Below are 23,590 nucleotides of genomic sequence, written 5' to 3' on the forward strand. Positions count from 1 at the left end.
CCCGGGGGCCTCGTTCAGTTCAACCTGTTCAGTTCAACGAACCGTCAGAGGGCCTCCGTGGACCCACCGGCAGCCGAGATCTTCTCGACGGCGGAGTTCGAGAAGGCGTCGGCCTTCACGTTCAGCGCCACGGAGACCTCGCCGGAGCCCAGGACCTTGACGGGCTGGTTCTTGCGGACCAGGCCCTTGGCCACGAGGGCGTCCGGGGTCACGTCGCCGCCGGCCGGGAAGTGCTCCGACAGCTTGTCCAGGTTCACGACCTGGTACTCGACCTTGAACGGGTTCTTGAAGCCGCGCAGCTTCGGCAGGCGCATCTGCAGCGGCAGCTGGCCGCCTTCGAAGCCGGCCTTCACCTGGTAGCGCGCCTTGGTGCCCTTGGTACCGCGGCCTGCGGTCTTGCCCTTGGACGCCTCGCCACGACCCACGCGGGTCTTGGACTTCTTGGCGCCGGGGGCCGGACGCAGGTCATGGACCTTGATGGCATCCTGAATTTCGTCAGCCATTGTTGATCTCCTCAACCTTCACCAGGTGCGGCACGGTGTTGACCATACCCACGGTGACCTCGTCTGCGGAGCGGGTGACCGTCTGGCCGATCCGCTTCAGACCGAGGGACCGCAGGGTGTCGCGCTGGTTCTGCTTGCCGCCGATGACGGACTTGATCTGGGTGATTTCCAGAGTCGCGCCGCTCACGGCGACGTTCTTCCGGGTGCTGAAGTTAGCCATGGGATGCCGCACCTGCCTTCTCTGCGCTCTTCTTGGCGCGATCCTCCTCGATGGTGCGGAGCATCGCGTGCGGGGCAACCTCGTCCAGCGGCTTGCCACGGCGGGCTGCCACGGACTGCGGCTCCTCCAGCTGCTTGAGGGCCTCCACGGTGCCGCGGACGATGTTGATCACGTTGGCGGACCCCATCGACTTGGACAGCACGTCATGGACACCGGCGCACTCCAGCACGGCGCGGACCGGACCACCGGCGATCACACCGGTACCCGGGGACGCCGGACGCAGGAGCACCACACCGGCGGCATCCTCACCCTGCACCAGGTGCGGGATGGTGGTGCCGACGCGGGGAACGCGGAAGAAGGACTTCTTGGCCTCTTCCACGCCCTTGGAGATGGCTGCCGGGACTTCCTTGGCCTTGCCGTAGCCGACGCCGACCATGCCGTCGCCGTCGCCCACCACCACGAGGGCGGTGAAGGAGAACCGACGTCCGCCCTTCACGACCTTGGAGACGCGGTTGATGGCCACGACGCGCTCGAGGAACTTGTCCTTGTCGTCGTCGCGACCGCCACGGCCACCGCGGTCGTTGCCACCGCGGCCGCCACGGTCGTTGCCACCACGGCCACCGCGGTCGTTGCCGCCGCGGCCACGGTCGTTGCCGCCACGGCCACCGCGGCCGCCGGCCTCGGTGGACTGGCTGGCCGAACCGGCGGCGGTCTCAGACGCGCCGGCCACGGCAGTGTTCTCGGTGTTTTCGGTCACCTGAGTGTCCTTCTTGTTGCTCTCGGTGTTCGTCTCGCTCACAGCTGCAGCCCACCTTCCCGGGCACCGTCGGCGACGGCGGCCACGCGGCCGTGGTACTTGTTGCCGCCGCGGTCGAAGACCACGGCCTCAACACCGGCAGCCTTGGCGCGCTCGGCGATCAGCCCACCGACCTTCTGGGCCTTGGCGGACTTGTCGCCCTCGAACGCCCGCAGGTCGGCTTCCATGGTGGAGGCCGAGGCGAGCGTCACGCCGCGGGTGTCGTCCACCAGCTGCACGAACATGTGCCGTGCGGAGCGGTTGACCACCAGGCGGGGACGGACGGCGGTGCCGGAGATCCGCTTGCGGACGCGCAAGTGGCGGCGGGTGCGGGAGACGTACTTCCCCTTGCCCTTCACTTTCAGCGTGGACATTACTTACCTGCCTTTCCGGCCTTGCGGCGAATAACCTCGCCTGCGTAACGCACGCCCTTGCCCTTGTACGGGTCGGGACGGCGCAGCTTGCGGATGTTGGCAGCGGTCTCGCCGACGCGCTGCTTGTCGATGCCGGCCACGGTCACCTTGTTGCCCTCGACCTTGAAGGAGATGCCTTCAGGAGCCTTGACGGGAACGGGGTGGGAGTAGCCGAGCGCGAACTCGAGGTCCGAGCCCTTGGCCTGCACGCGGTAACCGGTGCCGATGACCTCGAGCTGCTTCTCGTAACCGTCGGTGACACCGACGATCATGTTGGAGATCAGCGTGCGGGTCAGGCCGTGGAGCGAACGCGACTCGCGCTCGTCGTTCGGGCGGGTCACCGTGACGGTGCCCTCCTCGAGCGTGATCTCGATCGGGCTGGCCACCGCGTGGCTCAGTTCCCCCTTGGGGCCCTTGACGGCGACGTTCGCGCCGTCGATCTTGATCTCGACGCCGGACGGCACGGTGATCGGAAGACGTCCAATACGTGACATGTCTTATCTACCTTTCTTCCGTACTCGCCGATTACCAGACGTAGGCGAGGACTTCCCCACCCACGCCCTTCTTGGCTGCCTGACGGTCGGTGAGCAGACCGGAGGAGGTGGACAGGATGGCAATCCCCAGGCCGCCCAGCACGTGCGGCAGGCCGGTGGACTTCGCGTAGACGCGCAGACCGGGCTTGGAGATGCGGCGCAGGCCGGCGATGGCCCGCTCGCGCTGAGGACCGAACTTCAGCTCGATGACGAGGCGCTTGCCCACCGGGGCGTCCTCTTCGGTGTAGTTGGCGATGTAACCCTCGGACTTGAGGATGTCCGCCACGCGAATCTTGAGCTTGGACGACGGCATGTCCACGGAGTCGTGGAAGGCCGAGTTGGCGTTGCGCAGACGCGTCAGCATGTCTGCGACAGGATCTGTCATGGTCATGTGGGCTTCGTGCCCTTCCTCGCTGCGGTTTCCCCGGCCGGAGTGCTCCGATGGGGACCTGCAACGTAGATGTTTACTTCTGGGAGGACTTCTGGGCGTCGTTCATGCCCTGGAAGGGGAAGCCGAGCGCCTTGAGCAGTGCACGGCCTTCGTCGTCGTTCTTGGCGGTGGTCACCACGGTGATGTCCATGCCGCGCACGCGGTCGATCTTGTCCTGGTCGATCTCGTGGAAGACCGACTGCTCAGCCAGACCGAAGGTGTAGTTGCCGTTGCCGTCGAACTGCTTCGGGGACAGGCCGCGGAAGTCACGGATGCGCGGCAGCGCCAGGGTGACGAGGCGGTCCAGGAACTCCCACATGCGGTCGCCACGCAGGGTCGCGTGGGTGCCGATCGGCATGCCCTCACGCAGCTTGAACTGCGCGATGGACTTGCGGGCCTTGGTGACCTGCGGCTTCTGGCCCGTGATCTGGGTGAGATCGCGGATGGCGCCGTCGATGATCTTCGAGTCCTTGGCGGCCTCGCCGACACCCATGTTCACGACGACCTTGACCAGGCCGGGAACCTGCATGGTGTTGCCGTAGTTGAACTCGTCCTGAAGGGCCGCGCGAATCTCCTCGCGGTACTTGGTCTTCAGACGCGGGGTCACCTTGATCGGGGTTTCCGCAGGGGTTGCTGCTGCTTCAGTGGTCTCAGTCATCACAGCACCTTTCCGGAAGCCTTGGCGAAGCGGACCTTGACGGTCTTGGACTCGCCGTTCTTCTCAACGGTCTCGAAGCGGTAGCCCACACGGGTCGGCTTCTTGGTCTCGGGATCCACGACCGCCACGTTGGACACGTGCACGGGCGCCTCGACGACCTGCAGGCCGCCTTCGGTGGAGCCGTTGTTGTTCTGGCCGGCACGCAGGTGCTTGGTGACGCGGTTGACGCCCTCCACCAGCACCCGGTCACGGGACGGGAAGACCTGCAGGACCTTGCCCTGCTTGCCCTTGTCCTTGCCGGCGATGATCTGGACGAGATCGTCCTTCTTGATCTTTGCCATAGTGGTCAGATCACCTCCGGTGCCAGTGACACGATCTTCATGAACTTCTTGTCACGCAGCTCGCGACCCACCGGGCCGAAGATGCGGGTGCCTCGCGGCTCGCCATCGGTCTTGAGGATGACGGCGGCGTTCTCGTCGAACTTGATGTAGGAACCGTCGGCACGCCGACGCTCCTTCTTGGTCCGCACGATGACCGCCTTGACGACGTCGCCCTTCTTGACGTTGCCGCCGGGGATGGCGTCCTTCACGGTGGCGACGATGGTGTCGCCAATACCTGCGTAGCGGCGTCCGGATCCACCGAGAACACGGATGGTCAAGATTTCCTTGGCACCGGTGTTGTCAGCGATCTTAAGCCGCGACTCCTGCTGAATCACTCGTAACTCCTGTCGTCGCGCTGGTTCTCCCCCGAAGCCGGGCGAGCCTTGCGGAACGGATATTTTGATGTTCCCGGACCGCTTACCCCCACCCCTGTGGCGAGAGAGCCGGCTGCAGAGCCTTCCGGCCCCCCTGTCAGACAGGAACCGGCGCTGCAACAACCGTCAATCCGCGGGGCAAGGCCGAGGCGGTTGATCGAGAGGTTTTGCGAAACCCTCGGCACGCGGGATGGATGGTCCCGCCAACAAGGGCGCACAGACAGTCCATCCTAGCGCATCGGGGCCCCAGGGGCTAATTGACCGGTTAATTCACCCGGGTACGACGACGGCCGGCCCCTTCCGCTGGAAGGTGACCGGCCGTCGTCGTGCGGGGATCTCCGGGCTACTTGGCGCGCTCGGTGATCTCGACCAGGCGCCACCGCTTGGTGGCGGAGGTCGGGCGGGTCTCGGCGATGAGGACACGGTCGCCGATGCCGGCGGTGTTCTCCTCGTCGTGGGCCTTGACCTTCTTGGAGGTCCGCAGCACCTTGCCGTACAGGGCGTGCTTCTTCAGGTCCTCGACCTGCACCACGATGGTCTTGTCCATCTTGTCCGACACGACGATGCCGCGGGCGGACTTGCGGTAGCCGCGCTCGGAGACACCGGCAGTACCGGCGGCGGCTGCCGTGGCGTCGTCGTTCACGGATGCGTTCGCGTTCTCAGTCACTTGGCCTCCTCCTCGGTCTTCTCGGTGTTCTCGGTGTCGGCGACCTGGGTCTCGGCCGGAGCCTTGGCCTTGGCAGCCTTCTTGCCCTTGGCGGGCTTGACGTCCTCGGCCGGGGCCTCAACGTCCTCGCGGATCCCGAGCTCGCGCTCACGCAGGATCGTGTAGATCCGGGCGATGTCCCGCTTGACGGTCTTCAGCCGGCCGTGGTTGTCCAGCTGGCCGGTGGCCGACTGGAAGCGGAGGTTGAACAGCTCCTCCTTGGAGCGCTTGAGCTCCTCGGCCAGACGGCCGTTGTCCAGGCCGTCCAGGGCCTCGACGTTCAGTTCCTTCGAACCGGTAGCCATGATCACTCACCACCCTCTCGGCGGACGATACGTGCCTTCAACGGCAGCTTGTGCATAGCCAGTCGCAGCGCCTCGCGGGCCACGTCCTCGCTGACGCCGGAGAGCTCGAAGAGCACGCGACCCGGCTTGACGTTGGCGACCCACCACTCGGGGGAACCCTTACCGGAACCCATGCGGGTCTCGGCAGGCTTCTTGGTCAGCGGGCGGTCCGGGTAGATGTTGATCCACACGTTGCCGCCGCGCTTGATGTAGCGCGTCATGGCGATACGGGCGGACTCGATCTGACGGTTGGTGACATAGGCCGGGGTCATGGCCTGGATGCCCCATTCGCCGAAGGTGACGGCGGTGCCGCCCTTCGCCATCCCCGAGCGCTTCGGGTGGTGCTGCTTGCGGTGCTTGACTCGACGGGGAATCAACATCAGGCATTGCCTCCTTCAGCGGGCGCGGAGGAAGCTGCGCTGCTGCCGGCGGACGAGTCCTGACGCGGGGCCCGGTCGTTGCGACGGCGACGGTCGCCACCACCGGGGCCGCCCGGGCCACGGCGATCGCCACCACGGCCACCACGGCCGGACGGTGCAGCGGCTTCCTTGGCGGCCAGTTCCTTGGCCGTCAGGTCGCCCTTGTAGATCCAGACCTTCACGCCGATGCGGCCGAAGGTGGTCTTGGCTTCGAACTTGCCGAAATCGATGTTCGCGCGCAGGGTGTGCAGCGGCACACGGCCTTCGCGGTAGAACTCCGAGCGGGACATCTCAGCGCCACCCAGGCGACCGGCGCACTGGATCCGGATGCCCTGGGCACCCGCACGGGTGGCGGACTGGATGGCCTTCTTCATGGCCCGGCGGAAGGCCACGCGGGAGGCGAGCTGCTCGGCCACACCCTGGGCGACCAGCTGGGCGTCCACCTCGGGGTTCTTGACCTCGAGGATGTTCAGCTGGATCTGCTTGCCGGTGAGCTTCTCGAGCTCGCCGCGGATACGGTCGGCCTCGGCGCCGCGGCGGCCGATGACGATGCCGGGACGGGCGGTGTGGATGTCCACCCGCACCCGGTCGCGGGTCCGCTCGATCTCCACCTTCGAGATGCCGGCGCGCTCCATGCCGTCGGTCATCAGCTCGCGGATCTTGATGTCTTCCTTCAGGAAGTCCTTGTACCGCTGGCCTTCCTTGTTGGAGTCAGCGAACCAGTGCGAGACGTGGTCGGTGGTGATGCCGAGGCGGAAACCGTTCGGGTTGATCTTCTGACCCATGGGTTACTTCCCCTTCTCTTCCTCGGTGGCAACGACCACGGTCACGTGGCTGGTGCGCTTGTTGATGCGTCCGGCGCGGCCCTGGGCACGCGGCTGGAATCGCTTCATGGTCGGTCCTTCGTCGACGAAGGCCTCGGTGATGAACAGGGCGTCCTCGTTGAACGCCAGGCCTTCACGGTCGGCCTTGACCCGGGCGTTGGCCACCGCGGAGGCGACCAGCTTGTACACCGGCTCCGAAGCGCCCTGCTGGGCGAACTTCAGGATGGCCAGCGCTTCGTTCGCCTGCTTGCCACGGACAAGGTTGACGACGCGCCGGGCCTTCATCGGCGTTACACGCAGGTGGCGCGCAATTGCCTTGGCTTCCATTGCTTTCCTTCTTTCGAGTTCCTCGGACGGTCAAGCCCCGCGTCAGCGGCGCTTGCCCTTCCGGTCGTCCTTCACGTGACCGCGGTAGGTCCGCGTCTGGGCAAACTCGCCGAGCTTGTGCCCGACCATCGACTCGGTGATGAACACCGGGACGTGCTTGCGTCCGTCGTGGACCGCGATCGTGTGCCCGAGCATGTCGGGGATGATCATGGACCGGCGGGACCAGGTCTTGATGACGTTCTTGGTGCCCTTCTCGTTCTCAGCATCCACCTTGAGGTAGAGGTGCTGGTCGACGAAGGGACCCTTCTTCAGGCTGCGTGGCATGTCTGATCCGCTCCTATCGCTTGTTCTTGCCGGAACGGCGACGGCGCACGATGAGCTTGTCGCTTTCCTTGTTCGGGCGGCGGGTGCGGCCCTCGGGCTTGCCATTGGGGTTGACCGGGTGGCGACCACCGGAGGTCTTGCCCTCGCCACCGCCGTGCGGGTGGTCGACGGGGTTCATGACCACGCCGCGGACGGTCGGGCGGACGCCCTTCCACCGCATGCGGCCGGCCTTTCCCCAGTTGATGTTCGACTGCTCGGCGTTGCCGACCTCGCCGACGGAGGCGCGGCAGCGCACGTCGACGTTGCGGATCTCGCCGGAGGGCAGGCGCAGCTGGGCGTACTTGCCCTCGCGCGCCACCAGCTGGATGGACGAACCGGCGGAGCGGGCCAGCTTGGCGCCGCCCCCGGGACGGAGCTCCACGGCGTGGATGACGGTGCCCAGCGGGATGTTGCGCAGCGGCAGGTTGTTGCCGGGCTTGATGTCAGCGGTGGCGCCGGCCTCGACCGTGTCACCCTGGTTCAGCTTGGCCGGGGCCAGGATGTAGCGCTTGGTGCCGTCCACGTAGTGGAGCAGGGCGATGCGGGCGGTCCGGTTCGGGTCGTACTCGATGTGAGCGACCTTGGCGGGCACGCCGTCCTTGTCATGGCGACGGAAGTCGATGACGCGGTACTGGCGCTTGTGGCCGCCGCCCTTGTGGCGGGTCGTGATCTTGCCGGAGTTGTTGCGGCCGCCGCTCTTGGTGAGCGGGCGGAGCAGCGACTTCTCCGGGGTGGTCCGGGTGATTTCTGCGAAGTCGGCCACGGACGAGCCGCGAAGGCCCGGGGTGGTCGGCTTGTATTTACGGATAGCCATGTGTCAGTTCCTCGATTAAGTGGTCTCCGCTACGCCTCAGGCGAGCGGACCTCCGAAGATGTCAATCGTGCCCTCTTTGAGCGTCACGACCGCGCGCTTGGTGCTCTTGCGGGAGCCCCAACCGAACTTGGTGCGCTTACGCTTGCCGGCACGATTCAGGGTGTTGATCGAGTCAACCTTGACGGAGAAGATGGACTCCACCGCCTGCTTGATCTCGGTCTTGTTGGAGCGCGGGTCGACCAGGAAGGTGTACTTACCCTCGTCGATCAGGCCGTAGCTCTTCTCCGACACGACCGGGGCAATGACCACGTCGCGGGGGTTCTTGTTGATGGAGCCGCTCACTGGGCATCCTCCTTCTGTGCGCCGGCCTTGGCCACGAACGCCTCGTAGGCGGCGCGGGTGAAGACCACGTCATCGCTGACCAGCACGTCGTACGTGTTCAGCTGGTCGAAGTACAGGGTGTGCACCGACTCCAGGTTGCGGGCGCTGAGCGCCGCGCTGTCGTCAGCACGGTCGATGACCACGAGGGCGTTCTTGCGTCCCGCGGTCAGCGAGAGCAGCACGGCCTTGGCCGCCTTGGTGCTCGGGGTACCGGCAGCCACCAGCTCCTCGATCACGTGGACGCGGCCGTTGCGGGCACGGTCGGAGAGGGCGCCACGCAGGGCGGCGGCCTTCATCTTCTTGGGGGTTCGCTGGGAGTAGTCGCGCGGCTCGGGGCCGTGCACCACGCCACCACCGGTCATCTGCGGAGCGCGAATCGAGCCCTGACGGGCGCGGCCGGTGCCCTTCTGCTTGAACGGCTTGCGGCCGGCACCGGAGACCTCGCCCCGACGCTTGACCTTGTGGGTGCCCTGGCGAGCGGCGGCCAGCTGGGCCACCACGACCTGGTGCATCAACGGCACGTTGGCCTGGACGTCGAAGATCTCGGCGGGCAGCTCAACCGTGACGGTCTTGGCTTCAGCGTTAGCTGCGTTGGTAGCCATCTGCTCATGCTCCCTTCACTGCGGTGCGAACCAGGACGACCCGGCCGCGGGGGCCGGGGACGGCACCCTTGATCAGCAGCAGGTTCTTCTCCACGTCGATGCCGTGGAGGGTGAGGTTCTGGGTGGTCTGGCGGACGGCGCCCATCCGGCCCGGCAGGCGCTGGCCCTTGAAGACGCGGCCCGGGGTGGAGGCGCCACCGACGGAGCCCGGCTTGCGGTGGTTCTTGTGGGCACCGTGGGAGGCACCGACGCCGGAGAAGCCGTGACGCTTCATGGCACCGGCGAAGCCCTTGCCCTTGGTGGTCCCGACGACGTCGACCTTCTGGCCGGCCTCGAAGACCTCGACGGTGACGTCCTGGCCGAGCGTGTACTCGGCGGAGTCGGCGGTGCGCAGCTCGACCACGTGGCGGCGCGGGGTGACCCCGGCGGCCTCGAAGTGGCCGGCCAGCGGCTTGGTGACCTTGCGCGGATCGATCTGCCCGTAGGCGATCTGCACGGAGGCGTAACCGTTGGCCTCCGCATTGCGCAGCTGGGTCACGACGTTGGGTTCGGCTTGGACGACAGTGACGGGGATGAGCTTGTTGTCCGCATCCCAGACCTGGGTCATGCCGAGCTTCGTGCCCAACAGGCCCTTGACATTACGCGTGATGGTCATAGTTTCTCAGCACCTCCCTCTCAGAGCTTGATTTCGATGTTGACGTCGGCCGGAAGGTCGAGACGCATGAGCGAGTCAACGGCCTTCGGCGTCGGATCGATGATGTCGATCAGCCGCTTGTGCGTGCGCATCTCGAAGTGCTCGCGGCTGTCCTTGTACTTGTGGGGAGAGCGGATCACGACGTACACGTTCTTCTCCGTCGGCAGCGGCACCGGGCCCACCACCGTTGCGCCTGCGCGCGTGACCGTGTCGACGATCTTCCGAGCCGAAGTATCGATGACCTCGTGGTCATACGACTTCAGCCGGATGCGGATTTTCTGTCCCGCCATGGCGTCATGCCTCTTTCGTCCTGTGCTTCGTACGCGTTCGCGCACCTGTCCCTGTTCGCCACGGGCCCGGCGAACCGGTCCCGCGCTTCTTGTTCACCCACGCAGACCGAATCCGGGAAACCCGGGTTCCTCGCCCTGCTGGGGCATCGACCCACGCGGTCGGGCGTGTCGTGATCTGCTCCGCAGGCATGACATCATGCCAGAGACACAGAAGACCACAGGACCGCCAGATCCTGATGGGGATTATGTGTTGTGTTTGGTCTCGGGCGGTGGTGCTGCAGACAGCTCCACACACGCCCTAGCGCTTGAGCAACTGATCCAGTATGACAGATCAACTGCCCGGGCGCGAATTCACCGGCATGTACCCCGGCACGCGGCGTCTCGGGTCAGCTGAACCACTCCCCCGGAGGGCCGGCGAGCAGCAGGAGGGAGAACACCACAGCGACGGCGGCCACCGCGAGGATCGCGGCCAGGATCACGTTCCGCAGGACCCAGGCCTCCAGCGACTCCCAGAACCCGGCAGGCCGGGGGCTGCGCCCGTCAACTAGGCGCCAGGTGGCGTCTGGCTCCCCACGCTTGGCCAGCGAGCGTTCGAAGGGCAGGGTGGCGAACGGCACCACGGCCAGGAGCACGGCGGCCGCGCCCCGGCCGGCGCTCCAGCGCTGATTGATCCACACGCCCACACTGACCACGGCGTAGCAGAGGAAGACGAAGCCGTGCGCTCCCCCGCCCGCGGGCATCAGCGCCTCGGTGGTGCCCGTGTACTTCAGGATCATCGCCAGGATCAGCAGGGCCCAGGTGACCATCTCCGCCGTCGCGAAGAACCGGAACAGCGCCCGGGGGCCCGGCATCACGGTGCCGTGGGGGGCGGTGCCGTGGGGGGCGCTGTCGGAGGTGGCGTTGGGGATCGCGTTGGGGCTCAACGGTCTGAGTCGTTCGCGCGCTTGATGCGCTTGGCACGGCCGATCTCATGGCGGAAGGTCTTGCGCAATCGCACGATCGCGAAGACGACCGCCGCGATGACCACCAGGGCAATGAGGAATTCCATGCCCCCAGCCTACCTGTCCTCGGCCGCCTACCCCGTTAACGCAGCAACCCCTCCGGCCGAAGCCGAAGGGGTTGCTGAGGCGTGAACCCTAGATCACTTGATGATCTTGGTGACGCGGCCGGAGCCCACGGTGCGGCCACCCTCACGGATGGCGAAGCCGAGGCCCTCCTCCATGGCGATCGGCTGGATCAGCTCGACCGTCATCTCGGTGGTGTCGCCGGGCATGACCATCTCGGTGCCTTCCGGCAGCGTGATGACGCCGGTGACGTCGGTGGTGCGGAAGTAGAACTGCGGGCGGTAGTTCGAGTAGAACGGGTTGTGACGCCCGCCCTCATCCTTGGACAGGATGTAGACGTTGCCCTCGAAGTCCGTGTGCGGGGTGATGGAGCCCGGGGCCACGACGACCTGGCCGCGCTCCACGTCCTCGCGCTTCAGACCGCGAAGCAGCAGGCCACAGTTCTCGCCGGCCCAGGCCTCGTCGAGCTGCTTGTGGAACATCTCGATACCGGTGACGGTGGTCTTCTGCAGGTCGCGGATGCCCACGATCTCGACCTCGGAGTTGATCTTCAGGGTGCCACGCTCGGCGCGGCCGGTCACGACGGTGCCGCGGCCGGTGATGGTGAAGACGTCCTCGATCGGCATCAGGAACGGCTTGTCCTTGTCACGGACCGGGTCCGGGATGTAGGAGTCCACCGCGTCCATCAGGTCCTCGACGGACTTGACCCACTGGGCGTCGCCCTCCAGGGCCTTCAGGCCGGAGGTGCGGATGACCGGGGCGTCGTCGCCGTCGAACTCCTGGGAGGACAGCAGCTCGCGGACCTCCATCTCGACGAGCTCCAGGAGCTCCTCGTCCTCGACCATGTCCGACTTGTTCAGCGCGACCAGCAGAGCCGGCACGCCGACCTGGCGGGCGAGCAGCACGTGCTCGCGGGTCTGGGCCATCGGGCCGTCGGTGGCGGCGACCACGAGGATGGCACCGTCCATCTGGGCTGCGCCGGTGATCATGTTCTTGATGTAGTCAGCGTGACCCGGGGCGTCGACGTGGGCGTAGTGACGCTTTTCCGTCTGGTACTCCACGTGGGAGATGTTGATGGTGATGCCGCGCTGGCGCTCTTCCGGCGCGGAGTCAATGGTCGCGAAGTCGCGGGCCTCGTTGAGGTCCGGGTACTTGTCGTACAGGACCTTCGAGATCGCCGCGGTCAGCGTGGTCTTGCCGTGGTCAACGTGGCCGATGGTACCGACGTTGACGTGCGGCTTCGACCGCTCGAACTTTGCCTTCGACACAGGTTCCTCCTAGAACGTTCATCTGAAGAGACTTCTCAGCCGCGGGTGGCGTGCTGACAACTTGGGAAAGTCTACTTCGATCTGTCTGCTGGTGATAATTCTCCGGATTGGGTCAGGACCGGTCCTGCGATCAGGCCACCCGGACCGCCATGTGACGCGGACCGACCTTCCGTCCTGTGGTGGCCCCGCCCTCCGGAGTGCGGGCGGGTCACCTGTCCGTTCCGGCGGCGGGACCCTGTCTTCGCAGGGCCCCGCCGCCGTGGCGGACACGTTGGGGGGAAACAGCCGACTACTCGCCGCTGTTCTTCTGGATGATCTCGTCGGCCACGGCCTTGGGGACCTCGGCGTAGGAGTCGAACGTCATCGAGTACACGGCGCGGCCCTGGGTCTTGGACCGCAGGTCACCGATGTAGCCGAACATCTCGGACAGCGGGACGTTGGCCTTGACGACCTTGACGCCCTGCGCGTCCTCCATGGACTGGATCTGTCCACGGCGGGAGTTCAGGTCGCCGATGACATCACCCATGTACTCCTCGGGCGTACGGACCTCCACGGCCATCAGCGGCTCGAGGATGACCGGGTTAGCCTTGCGGATCCCCTCCTTGTACACCATGGAGCCGGCGAGCTTGAACGCCATCTCCGAGGAGTCGACGTCATGGTAGGCGCCGTCCAGCAGGGTGGCCTTCACGCCGACCATGGGGTAGCCGGCCAGGATGCCGAACTGCATGGCGTCCTGGATGCCGGCATCCACGGAGGGGATGTACTCGCGCGGGATGCGGCCACCGGTGACCGCGTTGACGAACTCGTAGAACTCGCCGTCCGAGGTGTCCATCGGCTCGAAGGACATCTGCACCTTGGCGAACTGACCGGAACCACCGGTCTGCTTCTTGTGGGTGTAGTCGACCTTCTCGACCTTCTTCTTGATGGTCTCGCGGTAGGCCACCTGCGGCTTGCCCACGTTGGCCTCGACCTTGAACTCGCGGCGCATGCGGTCCACGAACACGTCCAGGTGGAGCTCGCCCATGCCGCCGATGACGGTCTGGCCGGTCTCCTCGTCCAGGTTCACGGTGAAGGTGGGGTCCTCGGCCACGAGCTTCTGGATGGCCGTGGAGAGCTTCTCCTGGTCACCCTTGGTCTTCGGCTCGATGGCCACGGAGATGACCGGCTCCGGGAAGGACATCGACTCGAGGATGATCGGGTCCGAGATGGAGCACAGGGTGTCACCGGTGGTGGTGTCCTTGAGGCCGATCACGGCGTAGATGTGGCCCGCCACGACCTCCTCGACCGGGTTCTCCTTGTTGGCGTGCATCTGGAACAGCTTGCCGATGCGCTCCTTCTTCCCCTTGGTGGAGTTCAGGATCTGATCGCCCGGCTTCAGGCTGCCCGAGTAGGCGCGGATGAAGGTCAGCTGGCCGAAGAAGGGGTGCGCCGCGATCTTGAAGGCCAGGGCCGAGAACGGCTCGTCCTTCGAGGGCTCGCGGGTGAGCTCCTTCTCCTCATCCTTGACGTCCAGGCCGTGGATGGCGCCGGCGTCCATGGGGTTCGGCAGGAAGGAGACCACGGCGTCCAGCATCGGCTGCACACCGCGGTTCTTGAAGGCCGAACCGCAGAAGACCGGGTAGGCCTCGGCGTTGATGGTCAGCTGGCGCACGCCGGCGACGATCTCCTCGTTGGTGATCTCCTCACCCTCGAGGTACTTCTCCATCAGCGCCTCAGAGGTGTCCGCGACGGCCTCGATGAGCTCGGTGCGGTACTGCTCGGCCTTCTCCTGGAGGTCGGCCGGGATCTCCCGGGTCTCGTAGGCGGCGCCCATGGTGACGTCACCCTTGGAGTCGCCCTCCCAGACAAGGGCCTTCATGGACACGAGGTCCACGACGCCGACGAAGTCGTTCTCGGCTCCGATCGGCAGCTGCATCACGAGCGGCTTGGCGCCGAGGCGGGAGACGATGGTGTCCACGGTGTAGTAGAAGTCCGCGCCCAGCTTGTCCATCTTGTTGACGAAGCAGATGCGGGGGACGTTGTACTTGTCCGCCTGGCGCCACACGGTCTCGGACTGCGGCTCCACGCCCTCCTTGCCGTCGAACACGGCGACGGCGCCATCGAGCACGCGCAGGGAGCGCTCCACCTCGACGGTGAAGTCGACGTGGCCCGGGGTGTCGATGATGTTGATCTGGTTGTCGTCCCAGAAGCAGGTCACCGCGGCGGAGGTGATGGTGATGCCGCGTTCCTTCTCCTGCTCCATCCAGTCGGTGGTGGACGCGCCGTCGTGGGTCTCGCCCAACTTGTGGTTGACGCCCGTGTAGAAGAGGATGCGCTCGGTGGTGGTGGTCTTGCCGGCATCGATATGCGCCATGATGCCGATGTTGCGGACCTTCTTGAGGTCGGTCAGCACGTCCTGTGCCACGGTGTCTCCCTAAGGTTTGGGTGGTTGGGTCCAGTTGTGTGGGCCGGGTCTGACGGCGCCACGGCGCCCGGAAACCGAGGTGACGGCCTCCGGGCACCCGTGGGTCACCAGCGGTAGTGGGCGAACGCCTTGTTGGATTCGGCCATCTTGTGGGTGTCCTCGCGGCGCTTGACCGCGGCACCGAGGCCGTTGGAGGCGTCGAGGATCTCGTTCAGGAGACGCTCGGTCATCGTCTTCTCGCGGCGAGCCTTGGAGTAGCCGACGAGCCAGCGCAGCGCCAGGGCGGTCGCGCGGCCGGGCTTGACCTCGACCGGCACCTGGTAGGTCGCGCCGCCGACGCGGCGGGACTTGACCTCGAGGGCCGGGCGGACGTTGTCCATGGCCTTCTTGAGGGTGGTCACCGGGTCGGTGCCGCTCTTCTCGCGGGTGCCCTCGAGGGCGCCGTAGACGATGTGCTCGGCGGTGGACTTCTTGCCGTCCACGAGCACCTTGTTGATGAGCTGGGTGACCAGCGGGGAGCCGTAGACCGGGTCGACGACGAGGGGGCGCTTCGGCGCGGGGCCCTTACGTGGCATTACTTCTTCTCCTTCTTCGCGCCGTAGCGGCTGCGGGCCTGGCCGCGACCCTTGACACCCTGGGTGTCGAGGGCGCCGCGGACGATCTTGTAACGGACACCCGGCAGGTCCTTCACGCGGCCGCCGCGCACAAGCACGATGGAGTGCTCCTGCAGGTTGTGGCCCTCGCCCGGGATGTACGCGGTGACCTCGATGCCGCCGTTCAGGCGGACACGGGCGACCTTGCGCAGGGCGGAGTTCGGCTTCTTGGGGGTGGTGGTGTACACACGGGTGCACACGCCGCGGCGCATGGGGTTGCCCTGCAACGCCGGGGCCTTGGTATTGACAACCTTCGGTGAGCGGCCCTTGCGGACCAGCTGCTGAATCGTAGGCACTCTTGGACTCTCCGTTGTTTGTTTCCAGGTCAGTTGCTGAAATGATGCTGACGTGTTGCTCCAGCCCACGCGGGCGCACAGGACGGGCCCGCGTCAACCTGGACTGCTGATGGTCGTTTCCTTCGCACCCGAGGGGGTTCGCGTGAACGACCGCAGGCGTGCAAAAGTGTGGCATTCGTTGCGCAAGAACCCCGCAACCCGGACTGTGTCCCTGGTGCCACACAAAAACAATTGACTACAGCCTACCACCCGCCGGGGTACTGCTGAAACTCGGGCCTCAGTCCCCAGGCGCCGGGTGCCGGCGGAAGACCCGCAGGGCGTTGAGCTCGGTGGCCCGGTGGTAGGCCTCGCGGAGCAGGTCCCGGTCCGCACCGTAGGAGAAGGGCCGGATGACCTTCCCCTGCTGCGCGGCCTGGCCGATGCGCCGGCGCTGGGACTCGGTGGCGTACCGCCGCACCAGGGACATCGGGATGGTGGTGATCAGTGCCGGGCCGGCGGTCGTGACCAGCCCAGCGGTGACCAGCCCGGCGGTGGCGTGCTCCCGGCCCAGGTACTCCTCCACGAGGTACGGCGCCGGGTTGGCGCCGGCTGCCGTCAGGTAGTAGTGGTTCCGCCCCAGCCGCGGGTTCATCTCCAGGAACTGGGGCTGGCCGGTGCGGGGATCGATCTTGGTGTCGAACATGGCGAACCCGCGCCAGTCCAGGGCGTCCAGGAGGGCGATCCCCTGGTCGGCGATGACGGGGTGCCGCGAGGCCAGCACCGCGCGGGCGTTGCCCTCGGTGCCGGGCGCGTGGTCCTCCACGATGACCTCGCCGTAGGAGACGAGACGGGTGGCCCCCGTGCCGTCGCGGAAGAACGTGGCGATCCCCAGCTGCGTGTCGGGTCCCGGCACGAGCTCCTGCACGATCAGCGAACCCGTGTAACCGGCCTCGCTCGCGAGGGTGACGAGTCGCTCGATCTCCCCGGCGCCGCCCTTCTCTGCGCCGTCTTCCTCGTGCACCACGTGCACCTTGCGCCGTCCCTCGAAGCGGATGTCCGCCCAGGCGCCGCCGTCGCCGGCCTTGAGGATGACGGGGAACCGGACGCCGGACTCCCCCGCCTCCCCCAGCCCGGCAGCGAACCGGCGCGCGGCCTCGGGGGTGTGCGCGCCGGCGTCGTAGGTGGTGGTCTTGGGGTAGGGCACCCCGAGCCGCTCGCAGAGCGCGTAGAAGTTCTCCTTCAGGGCGGCGGCGTCCAGGGCGTCCTCGTCCGGGTAGGGCACCGTGTAGCCGGCCGCCTCCAGCGTGGCGCGGTGCCGCACGGCGAACCGGACGAGGTGGTCGTAGCTGGCCAGCAGCAACAGGGGTCGCGGCGACTGCGCGGTGAGTTCCCGCGCCACCCGCACGAGGGCGTCGATCACGGGCCGCTCCTGGGTCATCGGCCCGGCGGGGAAGGCCTGCAGGATCCGCGACTGGCGCAGGTTGCGGTTCACCGCGGTGGGCACCACGGCGGAGACCACGCCGTACGCCTCGTGGAACTCGCGCGCCAGGGAGTAGGCGCCCACGTCACCACCGGTGATCACGGGGACGAAGGACTGTTCAGCGGGGACCACGGCAGAAGGCATGGCCTCGATGCTACCGGCGGCGCGGGCCCGGAGGAGGCTAGGGTGGGGGCGTGCCAGATCAAGCCCCCACCCCCCGTTCCACCCCCAGCTCCCGCCCGCTCACCGTCCGCCGGATCACCCGGGGTGAGCACAGCAGGTTCCTGGCGGAGCACCCCGAGGCCTCCTTCCTCCAGAACCCGCAGTGGCCCGGCGTGAAGATCGACTGGCGCGGGGACTCGGTGGGCTTCTACGACGGCGAGACGCTGCGGGCCACCGCCCTCGTGCTGTTCCGCCGGCTGCCCGTGCCCCTGCCGGTGCTCAAGCGGCGCTCGCTCGCATACATCGCGGAGGGACCCGTGTTCGACCGCACCTCCGTGGACCTGGAATCCGTCCTGGCCCCCCTGGTCCAGTACCTGAAGTCCCGGGGCGCGTTCCTGGTCAGAGTCGGGCTGCCGGGCGTGGTGAACCGATGGGACGGCGCCGAGGTGCGCCGAGCGCTGGCCGCCGGAGACCACCGCTCCGTCACCCAGCTGGAACCGATCCACACCGCCCCGGAGGCCGAGGACCTCCGCGCGCGGCTCACCGCCCTGGGCTGGCGCGCTCCCGCCGAGTCCGAGGAATTCGAGGCCGGCCAGCCGCAGTTCCAGGCGCGCATTCCGCTCCAGCCGGAGCTGGACGCGCCCGGGCCGGACGGCACCCCCGCCGAGCCCAACCAGAACGGCGAATCCCCCGCCCTCGAGGCGGCCCTGAACCGGATGGACTCGACCTCCCGCCGGCAGACCCGCAAGTCCACCCGCTCCGAGCTGACCGTCACCGTGGGCACGGCCGAGGACCTGCCCGCCTGGCAGGCGCTCTACGAGGAGACGGCCACCCGGGACGGCTTCACCGGCCGGCCCCTGGCCTATTTCCAGCGCATGTTCGCCGAGCTCAACGCCGGGGATTCAGGTGCCGACACCGAGTGCACCCTGTACCTGGCCCACTTCGGGGACCAGCTGCTCGCCGCCGCCATCTACGTCCGGCAGGCCCAGTTCTCCTGGTACGTCTACGGCGCCTCCTCCGCCGAGGAGCGCAAGCGCTACGCCCCCCGCGCCCTGCAGCTGCGCCAGATCCAGGACTCGCTGGCCGCAGGCTGCACCTGGTACGACCTCGGCGGGATGTCCCCGTCGCTAGACCCCGGCTACGAGCTGGCCGGGCTGACGCGGTTCAAGACGACCATGGGCGCGGACGTCATCCAGACCTACGGCGAGTGGGACTACTCCGTGAACCGCCCCCTGGCCGCGGCGTTCAACCTGTACATGGCCCGCCGCAGCTGAGCTTCTCGCGCCGGACCAAGGGTGCCTCAGTGCCCGAACTCGTCCGCGTCCAGGAACGTGTCGGGCGGGGTGGCCGAGTCCAGCGCGTCCACGGCCGCGAGGTCCTCGGCGGTCAGCTCGAAGGAGAACACGTCCAGGTTCTCCCGCTGACGCTGCGCGTCCGCGGACTTCGGCAGGGCGATCCGGCCCTGCTGTACATGCCAGCGCAGCACCACCTGGGCGGGTGTCCGCCCCAGCCGTGAGGCGATCTGCGTGATCGCGGGCTGCTGCAGCAACTCACCGCCCCGGCCGAGCGGAGTGTAGGCAGCCGTCAGCACCCCGGCGGCGGCGTTGGCCTTCTGGACGGGGGGCTGGGCGAACACCGGCTGGCAGTGGATCTGGTTGACGGCCGGCACCAGTCCGGCCTCGAGCACCTGCTGCAGGTGGCCGGGCGTGAAGTTGGAGACGCCCCAGGACCGGATGAGCCCCGTGCCGGTCAACTCCGCCAGGGACTCGCACGCCTGCACGTAGCGGCCCTGATCCGGGTTGGGCCAGTGCACCAGGTACAGGTCGAAGTACTCCAGGCCGGCCCGCTCGAGCGCGGCCTCCAGCCCGGCCCGCACGCTGTCCACCGGCCCGTGCCACTGCCGGTTGACCTTCGAGGTCACGAACACCTCGTCCCGGCTCAGCCCGGAGCCGACGACGGCCCGCCCCACCGCGTTCTCGTTGCCGTAGTTCTCGGCCGTGTCCAGATGCCGGTACCCGGCCTCGAGCGCGGCGGAAACCGCCTGGGTGCATTCGGCACCGGTCATCGGCCAGGTGCCGAGGCCGATGAGCGGGATCCTGACGTTCTCGCGGATGCCGGTGCCGGTGAGGGGAGCGGAGATCTGGGTGACCATGGCACCCAGCCTGCCATGCCGACGTCGTGCCCCTGAAGCTCCGTGACGCCACAGCGCCACGTGACCTTGAAGCACAAAGTGACGTGACCCCGTCCTTTCGGAGGGGGTCACGTCACTTTGCGCCTAGCGGGCGGGCATCAACCGCTGAACATCAGCCGCGGAAGTCGCCGCCCATGCCGTAGTCGTCCAGGCTGATCGCGTGGAACTCCGGCGTGCCGGACTGGTCGAGGCCCGGGTAGTCGAAGTCCGCGAAGCCGGCCGGCCCGGTGAACAGGTTGGCCTTGGCCTCCTCGGTGGGCTCGACGTTGACCTTCGTGTAGCGGTCCAGGCCGGTGCCGGCCGGGATCAGCTTGCCGATGATCACGTTCTCCTTCAGGCCCAGCAGCGGATCCGACTTGCCCTCCATGGCCGCCTGCGTGAGCACGCGGGTGGTCTCCTGGAAGGACGCGGCGGACAGCCACGAGTCGGTGGCGAGCGAGGCCTTGGTGATGCCCATGAGCTCGTCACGGCCGGAGGCCGGCTGGCGACCCTCGGCCACGGCCTGGCGGTTCGCCGCGGTGAAGCGGGCGCGGTCCGTCAGCTCGCCCGGCAGGAGGTTGGTCTCCCCGGACTCGATGACGGTGATCCGCCGCAGCATCTGCCGGACGATGACCTCCACGTGCTTGTCGTGGATGCCCACACCCTGGGACTGGTACACGTCCTGGACCTCCTGGACCAGGAACTTCTGGGCGGCCCGGGGACCGAGCACGCGCAGCACCTGCTTCGGGTCCACGGCACCGGCCACCAGCTGGGTCCCGACGGCCACGTGCTCGCCGTCGGCCACCAGCAGACGCGCACGGCGCAGCACCGGGTAGGCGATCTCCTCGGAGCCGTCATCCGGGGTGAGCACCAGCCGCAGCTGCTTCTCGCCGTCCTCGATGACCACGCGGCCGGCGACCTCGGAGATCGGGGCCACGCCCTTCGGGGTACGGGCCTCGAAGAGCTCCTGGATACGGGGCAGACCCTGGGTGATGTCGTCCGCGGAGGCCACACCACCGGTGTGGAAGGTCCGCATGGTGAGCTGGGTGCCCGGCTCACCGATGGACTGCGCGGCGATGATGCCCACGGCCTCCCCGATGTCCACCAGCTGACCGGTGGCCATGGAGCGGCCGTAGCACTTGGCGCAGGTCCCGACGGCGGACTCGCAGGTGAGCACGGAGCGCACCTTGATCTCGGTGATGCCGGCCTCGATGTAGGCATCGATGGCGACGTCGCCGATGGCCTCGCCGGCCTGGCCCAGCACGGTGCCGTCCTCGGTGGTGACGTCCACCGCGAGGGACCGGGCGAACGAGGAGTTCTCCACGGTCTCGTGGCGCACCAGCTCGCCGTCGGCGTTCGGCACGCCGATGATCTCGGTCAGGCCGCGCTCGGTGCCGCAGTCCTCCTCGCGGACGATGACGTCCTGGGACACGTCCACCAGACGACGGGTCAGGTAACCCGAGTTGGCGGTCTTCAGCGCGGTGTCCGCGAGGCCCTTACGGGCACCGTGGGTGGCGATGAAGTACTCGAGCACGGACAGGCCCTCACGGTACGAGGACTTGATCGGGCGCGGGATGATCTCGCCCTGCGGGTTGGCCACCAGGCCGCGGATGCCGGCGATCTGCCGGACCTGCAGCCAGTTACCACGCGCACCGGAGGTCACCATGCGGTTGATGGTGTTGAGCTTCGGGAGCCCGTCCTTCATGGCGGCGGCGACCTCGTCGGTGGCCTTGTTCCAGATGTCGATCAGCTCGGAGCGGCGCTCCTCGTCCGCGATCAGGCCCTTGTCGTACTGGGCCTGGACCTTGAGCGCCTGGTCCTCGTAGCCCGCCATGATGGCGGCCTTGTCGAACTCCGAGGTGATGTCCGAGATCGCCACGGTGACGCCCGACCAGGTACCCCAGTGGAAACCGGCGTCCTTGAGGTTGTCCAGGGTCGCGGCGGTCTGCACCATCGGGTAGCGCTCCGCCAGGTCGTTGACCAGGGCGCCGAGGGTGCCCTTGGTCGCCTGGGTGGACAGCCACGGGTAGTCGGCCGGGAGCAGCTCGTTGAACAGCACCACGCCCAGGGTGGTGTCCAGGACCACCGGGGTGCCCTGCTCCCAGCCCTCGGGGGCCGGGGACTGGGCGGAGGGCACGAAGCCCTCCACGGTGATCTTGGCCGGTGCGTTCAGGTGCAGCTGGCCGGCGTCGAAGGCCATCAGGGCCTCGGCGACGGAGGAGTACTCGGTGCCGGCACCTGCCTCGTCCTCACGCACGGTGGTGAGGTGGTTGAGGCCGATGATCATGTCCTGGGCCGGGACGGCCACGGCGCGGCCGTCGGAGGGCTTCAGGATGTTGTGGCTGGAGAGCATCAGCAGCCGCGCCTCGGCCTGCGCCTCGGGGCTCAGCGGCAGGTGCACTGCCATCTGGTCACCGTCGAAGTCGGCGTTGAACGCGCCACAGACCAGCGGGTGCAGCTGCAGGGCCTTGCCCTCCACCAGCATCGGCTCGAAGGCCTGGATGCCGAGGCGGTGCAGGGTGGGTGCACGGTTCAGCAGCACCGGATGCTCGGTGATGACCTCCTCGAGCACGTCCCACACCTGCGGGCGGAAGCGCTCCACCATCCGCTTGGCGGACTTGATGTTCTGGGCGTGGTTCAGGTCCACCAGACGCTTCATGACGAAGGGCTTGAACAGCTCCAGCGCCATCTGCTTCGGCAGGCCGCACTGGTGCAGCTTCAGCTGCGGGCCCACCACGATCACGGAACGACCGGAGTAGTCCACGCGCTTGCCGAGCAGGTTCTGGCGGAAGCGGCCCTGCTTGCCCTTGAGCATGTCGGACAGCGACTTCAGCGGGCGGTTGCCCGGCCCGGTGACCGGACGGCCGCGGCGGCCGTTGTCGAACAGGGAGTCCACCGCTTCCTGGAGCATGCGCTTCTCGTTGTTCACGATGATCTCGGGGGCCCCGAGGTCCAGCAGGCGCTTCAGGCGGTTGTTGCGGTTGATCACGCGGCGGTACAGGTCGTTCAGGTCGGAGGTCGCGAAGCGGCCACCGTCCAGCTGCACCATCGGGCGCAGCTCCGGCGGGATCACCGGGACGGCGTCCAGGACCATGCCCAGGGGCGAGTTGTCCGTGGTGAGGAACGCGTTGACCACCTTCAGCCGCTTCAGGGCGCGGGTCTTGCGCTGGCCCTTGCCGGTCTTGATGATCTCCCGCAGGGACTCCGCCTCGGCCACCAGGTCGAAGGTCTCGAGGCGCTTCTTGATGGACTCGGCGCCCATGGAGCCCTCGAAGTACTGGCCGTACTTGTCACGCATGGCGCGGAACAGGCCCTCGTCGCCCTCGAGGTCGGCGACCTTGAGGTTCTTGAAGCTGTCCCAGATCTTCTCCATCCGGTCCAGCTCGGCGTCGGCCCGCTTGCGGATCTGCGCCATGGTCTTGTCCGCGGCGTCACGGGCCTTCTTCTTCTCGGCGGCCTTGGCGCCCTCGGACTCCAGCTTGGCCAGGTCCTTCTCCAGGTCACCGACGACGGCGGCGATGTCGGCATCGCGCGTGTCCGCCAGGTGCTTGGTCTCCTGGTCGTGCTCGGCCTGCAGGTTCGGCAGGTCCGCGTGGCGGGCCTCCTCATCCACCGAGGTGATCATGTAGGCCGCGAAGTAGATGATCTTCTCGAGATCCTTCGGGGCCAGGTCCAGCAGGTAGCCCAGGCGCGAGGGCACGCCCTTGAAGTACCAGATGTGGGTGACCGGGGCGGCGAGCTCGATGTGGCCCATCCGCTCGCGGCGGACCTTGGAGCGGGTCACCTCGACGCCGCAGCGCTCACAGATGATGCCCTTGAAGCGGACGCGCTTGTACTTGCCGCAGTAGCACTCCCAGTCCCGGGTGGGGCCGAAGATCTTCTCGCAGAAGAGCCCGTCCTTCTCCGGCTTCAGGGTGCGGTAGTTGATGGTTTCGGGCTTCTTGACCTCGCCGAAGGACCAGTTGCGGATCTCGTCCGCGGTCGCGAGGCCGATACGCATGTGGCCAAATGATGAGTTGTCGTTGGACATGGTCCGTTGAACT

The 23,590-nt window shown here is 67.3% G+C and carries 30 protein-coding genes; 1 reads left to right on the forward strand and 29 read right to left on the reverse strand.

From position 1 onward, the window contains the following. Positions 1-44 precede the first annotated feature (44 nt). From rplO to RE421_RS15240, 27 genes are all read right to left on the reverse strand, one after another. Positions 45-503: a 50S ribosomal protein L15 gene (rplO, locus tag RE421_RS15110; RefSeq protein WP_309811854.1), complete on the reverse strand. Its 459-nt coding sequence runs from the start codon at positions 501-503 to the stop codon at positions 45-47. Then, positions 496-723, reverse strand: coding sequence for a 50S ribosomal protein L30 (rpmD, locus tag RE421_RS15115; protein WP_309811859.1), 228 nt, complete (start codon positions 721-723; stop codon positions 496-498). Before rpmD ends, rplO begins: the two co-directional genes overlap by 8 nt. After that, a complete protein-coding gene (gene rpsE, locus RE421_RS15120) occupies positions 716-1,480 on the reverse strand; it encodes a 30S ribosomal protein S5 (protein WP_396134523.1) in 765 nt (254 codons plus the stop codon). The genes rpmD and rpsE overlap by 8 nt, the downstream gene beginning before the upstream one ends. A gap of 38 nt (positions 1,481-1,518) precedes the next feature. Next, a complete protein-coding gene (gene rplR / locus RE421_RS15125) occupies positions 1,519-1,893 on the reverse strand; it encodes a 50S ribosomal protein L18 (protein WP_309811869.1) in 375 nt (124 codons plus the stop codon). Continuing rightward, positions 1,893-2,426: a 50S ribosomal protein L6 gene (rplF, locus tag RE421_RS15130; RefSeq protein WP_309811872.1), complete on the reverse strand. Its 534-nt coding sequence runs from the start codon at positions 2,424-2,426 to the stop codon at positions 1,893-1,895. Before rplF ends, rplR begins: the two co-directional genes overlap by 1 nt. 31 nt (positions 2,427-2,457) lie before the next feature. After that, positions 2,458-2,856 carry a 30S ribosomal protein S8 gene (gene rpsH / locus RE421_RS15135; protein ID WP_309811874.1) on the reverse strand — a complete coding sequence of 133 codons (399 nt, stop codon included), beginning with the start codon at positions 2,854-2,856 and terminating at the stop codon, positions 2,458-2,460. Between the two features lie 73 nt (positions 2,857-2,929). After that, entirely contained in the window at positions 2,930-3,553 is a 624-nt protein-coding gene (rplE, locus tag RE421_RS15140; protein ID WP_309811876.1) for a 50S ribosomal protein L5, read from the reverse strand. Further along, positions 3,553-3,894 (reverse strand): 50S ribosomal protein L24, encoded by a 342-nt coding sequence (rplX, locus tag RE421_RS15145; protein WP_309811879.1) that lies wholly within the window; start codon positions 3,892-3,894, stop codon positions 3,553-3,555. Before rplX ends, rplE begins: the two co-directional genes overlap by 1 nt. Positions 3,895-3,899: 5 nt before the next feature. Beyond that, positions 3,900-4,268: a 50S ribosomal protein L14 gene (gene rplN, locus RE421_RS15150; protein WP_309811882.1), complete on the reverse strand. Its 369-nt coding sequence runs from the start codon at positions 4,266-4,268 to the stop codon at positions 3,900-3,902. A gap of 382 nt (positions 4,269-4,650) precedes the next feature. Then, the gene (gene rpsQ / locus RE421_RS15155) at positions 4,651-4,950 is read right to left on the reverse strand and encodes a 30S ribosomal protein S17 (RefSeq protein WP_309817460.1); all 300 of its coding nucleotides are present in this window, start codon (positions 4,948-4,950) and stop codon (positions 4,651-4,653) included. 20 nt (positions 4,951-4,970) lie between these two features. Beyond that, complete coding sequence (gene rpmC, locus RE421_RS15160; protein ID WP_309811885.1) at positions 4,971-5,318, reverse strand: 50S ribosomal protein L29; 348 nt, start codon at positions 5,316-5,318, stop codon at positions 4,971-4,973. 2 nt (positions 5,319-5,320) lie between these two features. Further along, the gene (rplP, locus tag RE421_RS15165) at positions 5,321-5,737 is read right to left on the reverse strand and encodes a 50S ribosomal protein L16 (protein ID WP_309811888.1); all 417 of its coding nucleotides are present in this window, start codon (positions 5,735-5,737) and stop codon (positions 5,321-5,323) included. Next, a complete protein-coding gene (rpsC, locus tag RE421_RS15170; protein ID WP_309811890.1) occupies positions 5,737-6,561 on the reverse strand; it encodes a 30S ribosomal protein S3 in 825 nt (274 codons plus the stop codon). The genes rplP and rpsC overlap by 1 nt, the downstream gene beginning before the upstream one ends. Before the next feature lie 3 nt (positions 6,562-6,564). Next, positions 6,565-6,927, reverse strand: a complete 363-nt coding sequence (rplV, locus tag RE421_RS15175) for a 50S ribosomal protein L22 (protein WP_309811893.1) — start codon at positions 6,925-6,927, stop codon at positions 6,565-6,567. Positions 6,928-6,969: 42 nt separating this feature from the next. After that, positions 6,970-7,251, reverse strand: a complete 282-nt coding sequence (gene rpsS / locus RE421_RS15180; RefSeq protein ID WP_309811895.1) for a 30S ribosomal protein S19 — start codon at positions 7,249-7,251, stop codon at positions 6,970-6,972. A gap of 13 nt (positions 7,252-7,264) precedes the next feature. Then, complete coding sequence (gene rplB, locus RE421_RS15185) at positions 7,265-8,104, reverse strand: 50S ribosomal protein L2 (RefSeq protein ID WP_309811897.1); 840 nt, start codon at positions 8,102-8,104, stop codon at positions 7,265-7,267. 36 nt (positions 8,105-8,140) lie between these two features. Then, entirely contained in the window at positions 8,141-8,446 is a 306-nt protein-coding gene (rplW, locus tag RE421_RS15190) for a 50S ribosomal protein L23 (RefSeq protein WP_309811899.1), read from the reverse strand. Then, positions 8,443-9,087, reverse strand: coding sequence for a 50S ribosomal protein L4 (gene rplD / locus RE421_RS15195; RefSeq protein WP_309811902.1), 645 nt, complete (start codon positions 9,085-9,087; stop codon positions 8,443-8,445). Before rplD ends, rplW begins: the two co-directional genes overlap by 4 nt. A 4-nt stretch (positions 9,088-9,091) precedes the next feature. Continuing rightward, positions 9,092-9,742, reverse strand: a complete 651-nt coding sequence (gene rplC, locus RE421_RS15200; RefSeq protein WP_309811905.1) for a 50S ribosomal protein L3 — start codon at positions 9,740-9,742, stop codon at positions 9,092-9,094. Positions 9,743-9,762: 20 nt separating this feature from the next. Then, on the reverse strand, positions 9,763-10,071 hold the full coding sequence (gene rpsJ, locus RE421_RS15205; protein WP_010145320.1) for a 30S ribosomal protein S10: 309 nt from the start codon (positions 10,069-10,071) through the stop codon (positions 9,763-9,765). A gap of 386 nt (positions 10,072-10,457) precedes the next feature. Continuing rightward, a complete protein-coding gene (locus tag RE421_RS15210; RefSeq protein ID WP_309811910.1) occupies positions 10,458-10,994 on the reverse strand; it encodes a DUF3817 domain-containing protein in 537 nt (178 codons plus the stop codon). Beyond that, a complete protein-coding gene (locus tag RE421_RS15215; protein WP_309811913.1) occupies positions 10,991-11,119 on the reverse strand; it encodes a hypothetical protein in 129 nt (42 codons plus the stop codon). The genes RE421_RS15210 and RE421_RS15215 overlap by 4 nt, the downstream gene beginning before the upstream one ends. Positions 11,120-11,212: 93 nt before the next feature. Next, positions 11,213-12,403 carry an elongation factor Tu gene (gene tuf / locus RE421_RS15220; protein WP_309811916.1) on the reverse strand — a complete coding sequence of 397 codons (1,191 nt, stop codon included), beginning with the start codon at positions 12,401-12,403 and terminating at the stop codon, positions 11,213-11,215. A gap of 289 nt (positions 12,404-12,692) precedes the next feature. Next, positions 12,693-14,807 carry an elongation factor G gene (gene fusA, locus RE421_RS15225; protein WP_309811919.1) on the reverse strand — a complete coding sequence of 705 codons (2,115 nt, stop codon included), beginning with the start codon at positions 14,805-14,807 and terminating at the stop codon, positions 12,693-12,695. A 104-nt stretch (positions 14,808-14,911) separates the two neighbouring features. Further along, on the reverse strand, positions 14,912-15,382 hold the full coding sequence (gene rpsG / locus RE421_RS15230; RefSeq protein ID WP_309811924.1) for a 30S ribosomal protein S7: 471 nt from the start codon (positions 15,380-15,382) through the stop codon (positions 14,912-14,914). Beyond that, entirely contained in the window at positions 15,382-15,756 is a 375-nt protein-coding gene (gene rpsL, locus RE421_RS15235) for a 30S ribosomal protein S12 (protein WP_309811927.1), read from the reverse strand. The genes rpsG and rpsL overlap by 1 nt, the downstream gene beginning before the upstream one ends. 277 nt (positions 15,757-16,033) lie before the next feature. Further along, a complete protein-coding gene (locus RE421_RS15240) occupies positions 16,034-17,359 on the reverse strand; it encodes a hypothetical protein (RefSeq protein WP_309811929.1) in 1,326 nt (441 codons plus the stop codon). A 50-nt stretch (positions 17,360-17,409) separates the two neighbouring features. Here RE421_RS15240 and RE421_RS15245 point away from each other — a divergent pair, with 50 nt between their 5' ends. Beyond that, positions 17,410-18,651, forward strand: a complete 1,242-nt coding sequence (locus RE421_RS15245) for a peptidoglycan bridge formation glycyltransferase FemA/FemB family protein (RefSeq protein ID WP_309811932.1) — start codon at positions 17,410-17,412, stop codon at positions 18,649-18,651. 26 nt (positions 18,652-18,677) lie between these two features. Here the strand turns inward: RE421_RS15245 and RE421_RS15250 are convergent, their stop codons facing one another. Then, the gene (locus RE421_RS15250; RefSeq protein ID WP_309811934.1) at positions 18,678-19,529 is read right to left on the reverse strand and encodes an aldo/keto reductase; all 852 of its coding nucleotides are present in this window, start codon (positions 19,527-19,529) and stop codon (positions 18,678-18,680) included. 151 nt (positions 19,530-19,680) lie between these two features. After that, the gene (locus RE421_RS15255) at positions 19,681-23,577 is read right to left on the reverse strand and encodes a DNA-directed RNA polymerase subunit beta' (protein ID WP_309811936.1); all 3,897 of its coding nucleotides are present in this window, start codon (positions 23,575-23,577) and stop codon (positions 19,681-19,683) included. Positions 23,578-23,590: the final 13 nt, after the last annotated feature.

Source organism: Citricoccus sp. I39-566 (assembly GCF_031432995.1).
Taxonomy (GTDB): Bacteria; Actinomycetota; Actinomycetes; order Actinomycetales; family Micrococcaceae; genus Citricoccus; species Citricoccus nitrophenolicus_A.